The sequence below is a fragment of the Brachybacterium sp. AOP42-C2-15 genome, from assembly GCF_052377065.1.
Classification (GTDB): Bacteria; Actinomycetota; Actinomycetes; order Actinomycetales; family Dermabacteraceae; genus Brachybacterium.
The window spans coordinates 1-6,058 of record NZ_JBQSWK010000073.1 but is presented as its reverse complement, the minus strand read 5'-3'; the positions used below and the strand labels follow the sequence as shown (position 1 = coordinate 6,058).

At 68.9% G+C, this 6,058-nt stretch carries 7 protein-coding genes; all 7 read right to left on the bottom strand.

Annotation, left to right across the window (positions count from 1 at the left end):
- A partial coding sequence (gene dxr, locus ACT3SQ_RS18725) for a 1-deoxy-D-xylulose-5-phosphate reductoisomerase (RefSeq protein WP_444601582.1) occupies window positions 1-1,174 on the bottom strand: 1,174 nt, incomplete at its 3' end.
- A complete protein-coding gene (locus tag ACT3SQ_RS18720; RefSeq protein WP_441443577.1) occupies window positions 1,171-1,719 on the bottom strand; it encodes a DivIVA domain-containing protein in 549 nt (182 codons plus the stop codon). The genes dxr and ACT3SQ_RS18720, both read right to left, overlap by 4 nt.
- Window positions 1,720-1,816: 97 nt before the next feature.
- The gene (locus ACT3SQ_RS18715; RefSeq protein WP_441443578.1) at window positions 1,817-2,260 is read right to left on the bottom strand and encodes a DivIVA domain-containing protein; all 444 of its coding nucleotides are present in this window, start codon (window positions 2,258-2,260) and stop codon (window positions 1,817-1,819) included.
- An 18-nt stretch (window positions 2,261-2,278) separates the two neighbouring features.
- Entirely contained in the window at window positions 2,279-3,595 is a 1,317-nt protein-coding gene (rlmN, locus tag ACT3SQ_RS18710) for a 23S rRNA (adenine(2503)-C(2))-methyltransferase RlmN (RefSeq protein ID WP_442331937.1), read from the bottom strand.
- Window positions 3,592-4,491: a phosphatidate cytidylyltransferase gene (locus ACT3SQ_RS18705; protein WP_441443580.1), complete on the bottom strand. Its 900-nt coding sequence runs from the start codon at window positions 4,489-4,491 to the stop codon at window positions 3,592-3,594. The genes rlmN and ACT3SQ_RS18705 overlap by 4 nt, the downstream gene beginning before the upstream one ends.
- A 38-nt stretch (window positions 4,492-4,529) precedes the next feature.
- Window positions 4,530-5,096, bottom strand: coding sequence for a ribosome recycling factor (gene frr, locus ACT3SQ_RS18700; protein ID WP_441443581.1), 567 nt, complete (start codon window positions 5,094-5,096; stop codon window positions 4,530-4,532).
- Between the two features lie 133 nt (window positions 5,097-5,229).
- On the bottom strand, window positions 5,230-5,982 hold the full coding sequence (gene pyrH, locus ACT3SQ_RS18695; RefSeq protein WP_441443582.1) for a UMP kinase: 753 nt from the start codon (window positions 5,980-5,982) through the stop codon (window positions 5,230-5,232).
- Window positions 5,983-6,058: the final 76 nt, after the last annotated feature.

Here is a 6,058-nt window from a genome sequence, read left to right as displayed (position 1 = left end):
CGGTCCCACGTGCCCAGGACTCGACGGCCAGCAGTCCTGCGACCCCGTCGGCGTGCGCGGCACGCGGACGCTCCGGGCGCTCGAGCACCTCGCGGATCAGCGCGGTGATGCCGAGGAAATCGAGGTGCCCCTCGAAGAAGGCGTCCACCGCCTCTTCGTTGACGGCGTTGTAGACGGCCATCGCGCCACCGCCCTCCCGGTGCGCAGCGCGGGCCAGAGCGATCGCGTCGAAGGTGTCCTCGTCGACCGGTTCGAAGGTCCAGGACTGGGCTGCGGAGAAGTCCAGCGCCGTGGCGAGGCCGGGGAGCTTCTCCGGGTGCGCGAGCGCCCAGCCGATGGCGTGGCGCATGTCCGGCGGGCTGGCCTGAGCGATCGTCGCTCCGTCGATGAGCGTGACCATCGAGTGCACGATCGACTGCGGGTGGACGACCACCTGCACCCGATCCTCCGGCAGGTCGAACTGGAAGCAGGCCTCGATCACCTCGAGCGCCTTGTTGACCAGGGTGGCGGAGTTGGTCGTGATCACGCGGCCCATCGACCAGGTGGGGTGGTTCAGTGCCTGCTCCGGGGTGACGCCGGCGAGCTGCTCGCGAGTCCACCCGCGGAACGGGCCTCCGGAGGCGGTGACCACCAGATGGTCGATCTGGTCATGGCGCACCCCGGCCAGGGCCTGCGCGATCGCGGTGTGTTCGGAATCGACGGGAAGGATCTGTCCGGGCGCCACGGCCTCGGTCACCAGGTGACCGCCCACGACGAGCGATTCCTTGTTGGCCAGAGCGAGCCGGGCACCGGAGGCGAGCACGGCGAGGGTGGGCAGCAGACCGACGGAGCCGGTGATGGCGTTGAGCACCACGTCCCCGTCACCGAGGGATCCCGCGAGGTCGATGACGGCGTCCTGCCCGGCTGCGATCCGCGGCGCGGGGAGGCCGGCGTCGCGGCAGGCGCGTTGCACAGCACTGTCGACCTGAGCGGCGTGGGCAGGGTCGGAGACCACCAGATGCTCTGGCCGGTGGGCGAGGACCTGCTCGGCCACCAGCTCTGGACGGGTGCCACCGACGGCGAGGCCGTGGACATGTGCGATGTCCGGGAAGCGGTGCAGCACGTCGAGCGCCTGGGTGCCGATGGATCCGGTGGACCCCAGCAGGACCAGCCTCCGCACGGGGGTGCTGGTCACGGAACGGAAGCCATCACGTCCGCGACATGGTCGAGGTAGACGTCCACCACGGCCTCGCGATAGCCGTCGGGACCCCGACGACGACCGAAGGCGGCGCGCCGCACGTCATCGACGCTCATCGGATGGCCGTCGGTGAAATAGGCGACGAGCTGGTCGCACAGGGCGTCGACATCTGCCTTGTCATAGGCGGCCTCCCCCTGTGCGGCCGGAGCGAAGCGATCCCCTGCAGGGCGTTCGAGGCGCTCCTTGAGCACCTCGGCCCGCTCGGTGAGCTGTGCGACCCAGGAGTCCTCGCCATGCTGGGTGATCGCGTCATCGCGGGCCTGCAGCGCGAAGGCATCCGAGAGCCGGTCCAGGGCCTCGTCCACCACGCGCATGTCGTAGCCGCCCCGCTCGGTGCCGAAGCTGGCCGCGGTGATGTCGCCCCCGCTGAACGAGGGGTCACGACCCTCATAGGCGGTGCGCGCGCGGGAGAGGAACTCGTCGACCTCGCGCATGTCGTATCCGACGCTGAAGCGCGAGACACGCTCGAACGATGTGCTCACCAGGTAGGTCCTTCCTCGGTGCTGACGGGGTCCCACTGTAACGGCGTGGGAGGGATGGGTCGGGGAGGCGTGCGGGGCAGTTGCCGCTGCGCCGCGCTCAGCGGCCGCGCAGGAGGCGGGAGAGGAAGCCCCTCTTCTCGGCGGGATGCGGGACGGGGTGTCCCGCTCCCCGCGCGGGCCCGGACTGAGCGGGAGCAGACTGTGCCGGAACAGACTGCGCGAGCCCGGACTGTGCAGGGTCCCTTAGTGCGGGGTTCCCCGCGGGCATGGCGTCCTGTGCAGGCGCGGCCTGCGCTGCGGCGCCGTCGGCAGCGAGCGCAACGAAGCGCGGTGCGAGCACATCGTCGAGGAAGGCGTCGACCTCGGCCATCTCGTAGGCCTCACAGAACCGGGTCGGGGTGAAGCGCATGTCCAGCACGCTCTCTGCGTTGACCGAGCCGTCGCCGGTCTTGAGCGCCTGCTCGCAGCGATCGAGGAAGTCATCGACCTCGGCCATGTCGTAGCCATCACGGAATCGGGTCGGGGTGAAGCGGACGTCCATCAGCTGTGCTCCTGGGAATCAGTCGGTGGCGGCCGCGATGGCCTCGACGCGGGCGACCCGCGCCTCACGATCCTCGCGGCGGGTGTCGGACTCGATCACTTCGGCCGCCAGCTGGCCGCAGGCACCATCGATGTCGGAACCGCGGGTGTCTCGGATGGTGGCGGAGATGCCGTTGTCCCGCAGGATCTCCACGAAGCGCTTCTCCACCAGCGGGTCCGACGCTGTCCACTTCGAGCCCTTGACCGGGTTCAACGGGATCGGGTTGACGTGCACCCAGTGGGCGCCGCCCTTGGCGATCAGCCGATCGGCGAGCAGCTGCGCCCGGTGCGCCTGGTCGTTGATGTCGCGAATCAGGGCGTACTCGATGCTGACCCGGCGTCCGGTGGTCTCGAAGTACTCCCAGGCGGCGTCGAGGATCTCGTCGATATAGAAACGGGTGTTGATCGGCACCAGCTCATTGCGCAGCGCATCGTCCGGCGCGTGGAGGGACACCGCGAGCGTGACCGGGAGCTTCTCCGCGGTGAGCTTGCGGACCGCGGGAGCCAGACCCACCGTGGAGACGGTGATGTGGCGAGCTCCCATGCCGAAGCCCTCCGGGGCGGGAGAGTTCAGACGCCGGCAGACGGTCGCCACGGGGCGGTAGTTCGCCAGCGGCTCCCCCATCCCCATGAACACGATGTTGTTCACGCGGCCGGTCCCGCCGGGCAGCTCGCCGCGGGCCAGCATCCGGTTGGCGATGCGCACCTGCTCGAGGATCTCGGCGGTCGAGAGGTTGCGCGTCAGGCCCATCTGGCCGGTGGCGCAGAAGGGGCAGTTCATGCCGCAGCCTGCCTCCGAGGAGATGCACAGCGTGTTCCGATCGCTGTAGCGCATCAGCACCGATTCGACCATGGGCCCGTCGAACAGCTGCCAGAGGAACTTCTGGGTCGCGCCGTGGTCGGCGGACTGCCGGGAGACCTGCGTCAGCAGCGGGGGGAAGAAGTGGTCGACAAGCTCCTGGCGCCCCTCCTTGGGCAGATCCGTGAGGTCCTCCGGATCGGTGGTGAAGTGCTCGAAGTAGTGCACGGAGAGCTGCTTGGCCCGGAAGCCGGGCAGGCCCATCGCCTTGACTGCCTCGACGCGCTCGGCGAGCGTGAGGTCGGCGAGGTGCACCGGCGGCTTGCCCCGGCGGGCGGGCTTCATCTGCAGCTGGCCAGGAGCCAGAGCGATCTTCTGCCCGGGGATCGCCTCACGGGAGAGGTCGGGATTGCGGGACAGCGCAACCGGCTCCGGGGCGGGCTTCCCTCCAGCACCGTTCTCGGTGGTTTTCTCCGGCGAATTCTCGGTGTTCTTCATGGCAGCAGTACCTCCAGCATGACGTAGGTGGTGGGGGCGGCGAGCAGGATCGAGTCGACCCGGTCCAGCACTCCCCCGTGGCCGGGCAGCAGATGGCCCATGTCCTTGATGCCCAGGTCGCGCTTCAGAAGCGACTGGGCAAGATCTCCGCAGGTGGAGACGACCACCAGCACGGCGCCGATGATGAGTCCGACCTCCACGGGGAGATCCAGGGCGAGGGTCCCGACGGCGGTGACCGCGGCGGTGCCCAGCAGAAGGGATCCGACGAATCCCTCCCAGCTCTTCTTCGGGCTGATCCTCGGTGCCATCGGATGCTTTCCGAACAGCACCCCGGCGATATAGCCGCCCACGTCGTTGCCGACCGGTCCGAGCACTGCGAGGAGCACCAGCATCGGACCCTGCTCACGGGCGAAGAGCAGCAGCAGGAAGCAGCCCAGGAAGGGAACCCAGGCCAGGGCGAAGACGCCGCCGGCCACGTCGCGCAATGCACTCAGGCCCATCGACTCGCTGACCCGCCACAGGATCAGCACGCAGACCGCGGCAGCGGTCGCCACCAGCAGCCCCTCGGCACCGAACACCACGGTGGAGACCACCATCCCGATCACGCCCACCAGGAGCGGGGTCGGTGGGAGCCGCAGCCCGCCCTCGGCGAGGGCACGGGTGAGCTCGAGAACGGCGAGGACCATCGCCACTGCGGCGACCACCGGGAAAGCCTGGGGCAGCACGAACACCGCCACGATCAGGATCGCTCCCAGACCCACCCCGACCGCGATCGCTGCGGGGAGGTTGCGTCCCGGCCCGCGCCGTTTCGCGTGCTCCTCGGAAGGTACGGCGATGACCGCCTCGTCCGGGGACGAGGCGGTCATCGCCGGGGCTGGCGCAGGTTCAGTGCTCACGGGCTGCATTCACCAGTTCTGAGATCGCGAGACGCGACTCAGACGGTCTCGAGCTCGGTCTCCTTGAGGCTGAGCGCCTCATCGATCAGTTCGATGTACTTCTTGGTGAGCGACTCGAGCTCCTTCTCAGCGCGGCTGCCCTCGTCCTCGCCGATCTCCTTGTCCTTGACCAGCTTCTCGATCGCCTTCTTGGCGTTCCCGCGGGATCCGCGCACCGAGACCTTGCCGTCCTCGGCCTTGTTCCGGGCGAGCTTGACGTAGTCCTTGCGACGCTCCTCGGTGAGGGCCGGCAGGACCACGCGCAGGTTGTCGCCGTTGTTGGTGGGGTTCACGCCGAGGTCCGACTCGCGCAGCGCCGACTCGATGGCGGTCGTGGCGGTCTTGTCGAACGGGGTGACGATGACGGTGCGGGCTTCCGGGAACTGGAGCGAGGCCAGCTGGTTCAACGGGGTCGGCGCGCCGTAGTAATCGGCGGTGATCCCCTGGAACATCGCGGCGTTCGCCCGACCGGTGCGGATCGCGGTGAACTCGTCCTTGGTGACCTCCACGGACTTCTTCATCTTGGCCTCGGCGTCCTTCAGGATGCTCGGGGTGTCGTCGCTCACGGGGTGCTCCTCAGTTCTGAGTGGGTTTGCCTTGTCCATTGTCCCGCACCGTCAAGGGCCTGGGCGAGGCCCGCGGGGTGCGGAGCTCCCGGCGTGTCGGTGCCTCGAAGCACCGGGTCGCGCCGGGCCGATGTCACTTGGTGACGACCGTGCCGATCCGGTCGCCGCGCATTGCACGGGTGATGTTCCCGGGCGTGTCCAGTCCGAAGACCATCATCTGCTGACCGTTGTCCATGCACAGGCTGAACGCGGTGGAGTCCACGACCTTCAACCCGCGCTGGAGAGCATCGTTGTAGGTGACGTGATCGAGCTTCTTCGCGTCGGGGTTCGTGCGGGGGTCGGAGTCGTACACCCCGTCGACGCCGTTCTTCGCCATCAGCACCTCTTCGCAGCCGATCTCCAGCGCCCGCTGGACGGCGACCGTGTCGGTGGAGAAGTACGGCATCCCGGCACCAGCGCCGAAGATGACGACGCGGCCCTTCTGGAGGTGGCGGACTGCGCGCAGCGGGATGTACGGCTCGGCGACCTGGCCCATCTCGATCGCGGTCTGCACCCGGGTGGAGACTCCTCGCTGCTCCAGGAAGTCCTGCAGGGCGAGGCAGTTCATCACGGTGCCGAGCATGCCCATGTAGTCGGCACGACGCCGGTCCATGCCGCGCTGGGAGAGCTCCGCACCGCGGAAGAAGTTGCCGCCTCCGACGACGATGGCGCACTCGATGCCCTGGGCGACGCCCTCGGCGATCTCGCCCGCGACTCGGGCGACGACGTCGGGATCGACGCCGACGGCTCCTCCGCCGAATGCTTCTCCGGAGAGCTTCAGGAGGACGCGACGCCCATCCTCTCTCTTCGGGAGAACGGGTATCGGTGACGTGAACGTCTGGGTCATGTCGGTCCTTCCGCGCTGGGTCCTCGGTGATGATACCGGCGCGGGGCCCCCGCCCGGGTGGGGGGGGCCCGGGGGG